This window comes from Shewanella sp. N2AIL (assembly GCF_022690845.1).
Taxonomy (GTDB): domain Bacteria; phylum Pseudomonadota; class Gammaproteobacteria; order Enterobacterales; family Shewanellaceae; genus Shewanella; species Shewanella baltica.
This window is the reverse complement of record NZ_JALBYT010000064.1, coordinates 1-1,903: the sequence shown is the minus strand read 5'-3', so window position 1 is coordinate 1,903 and position 1,903 is coordinate 1. Positions and strand designations below refer to the sequence as shown.

General features: G+C 44.9%; 1 protein-coding gene. It reads left to right on the top strand.

Annotated elements, in window-relative coordinates; genetic code table 11:
- Positions 1-500 precede the first annotated feature (500 nt).
- A complete protein-coding gene (locus MO387_RS20690; protein WP_107947505.1) occupies positions 501-1,694 on the top strand; it encodes an amino acid aminotransferase in 1,194 nt (397 codons plus the stop codon).
- Positions 1,695-1,903 lie beyond the last annotated feature (209 nt).

Here is a 1,903-nt window from a genome sequence, read left to right as displayed (position 1 = left end):
TAGCAATATACAACGATATGAGACCGCATCTGAGTTTGAATATGGCAACCCCTAATCAGGTGCACAATAGAAAAGGCCAGCTACTGGAGCTGGCCTAAAAACTGTCAACCTATCTTAGGACGGGACAATCGTATCTCAAAGCCCGAACTCCACAATGCGTCACCTCGTGTCATTTCTGATTATTCTAAGGCTAGGTCCAGTTAGGATTGGCCATGGGTTCAGCTCACATTTCCGGCATTCAGTATTGCGATGTCAGCGCGCGATTCTTTTCTACAATATAAAACAGCAGGTTTTTGTGATCTAGATGTTATAAATAACTTTATATAAGTACTTTCATATTTCTGCTTATAATTGCATAACAAAAGACACTTTTTTTTGGTAAATCTACAATAGTGTAAGAATTTCCCTAAGAAGGTGCTTAAGTAGCTATTACCCCCTTAAAGACAGTGGTATAAATAAGCCGAAATTTCCCCTACACGCGCATATTAGGATACGTAGTCATGATTTTCTCTCAGGTATTACTCGCACCCGCTGATCCGATTCTTGGTTTAACCGATACCTTTAAGGCTGATCCCCGTCAGGATAAAGTCAATTTGGGTGTCGGTATTTATAAGGATGAGGCTGGACAAACCCCAGTGCTGGCTTCAGTGAAAAAAGCCGAGGCTATTTTACTTGAGCAAGAGAAGACCAAAAACTACTTAGGCATTGAAGGCGTGCAAGCGTATAACCATGTTGTGCAAACATTGTTATTCGGTGAGGGCAGCGAGTTAATCACTTCTGGCCGTGCTGCCACAGCGCAAGCCCCAGGTGGCACAGGTGCACTGCGTATTGCTGCTGAGTTTTTACTGCGTAATACCGATTCGCACACTATTTGGGTGAGCAATCCAACGTGGGCTAACCATCAGAATATTTTTGAAACCGCGGGTTTAACCGTTAAAGAGTATGGTTATTACAAAGCAGAAGCCCATGATATCGATTTTGATACCATGATGACGGACTTGTCTCACGCGAATGCAGGCGATGTCGTGTTGCTACACGGTTGCTGCCATAACCCAACCGGCATCGATTTAACCTTGGCGCAATGGGAACTCGTAGCCCAATTGTGTGGCGATAAGAAACTTGTGCCATTGTTTGACTTTGCATACCAAGGTTTTGGTGCTGGAATTGAAGAAGATGCCGCAGGTCTGCGTTTAGTGGCATCAAAAGTGCCTGAGCTGCTGGTTGCTAACTCTTTCTCTAAAAACTTTGGTTTGTACAACGAACGTATCGGCGCCGTAACTGTGGTGGCTGAAGATGCTGATGCTGCCGTGCGTGCCTTTAGCCAAGTGAAACGCACTATACGTGCAAACTATTCTAACCCGCCAGCACATGGCGCGCTGATCGTCAGTACTATCTTGAATGATGCAGGCCTGAAAGCCATGTGGGTGCAGGAAGTCAAAGAGATGCGTGAGCGTATCGCCGAAATGCGTACCCTGTTCGTTGACAGCTTAAAGGCTGAAGGCGTGACTCAGGACTTTAGCTTTATTTCTCGCCAAAATGGTATGTTCAGTTTCTCTGGTTTGAACAAGGCCCAAGTGGCGCGCTTGAAAGACGAGTTTGGGGTTTATATCGTTGGTTCAGGACGCATTAGCGTTGCAGGCATGACTAAGACCAATATGCCAGTGATCTGTAAAGCCATCGCCCAAGTCTTGTAAGGCTTATTAGGTTATAGAATGAGGCTAAAGGAATTTCTCTTTAGCCTTCAAACATAAAGGACAGCATTTGCTGTCCTTTATGTTTTTTATTGTCATCCCAAAACCACCGCCTCTGGCGGTGGTGATTGTTCCTTGAGGCTATAGCCTGAATTACGCCCATGCTAAAAGAGACTTCTTATTCACCACAAGTAAGAGGAGACGAAAAGCAT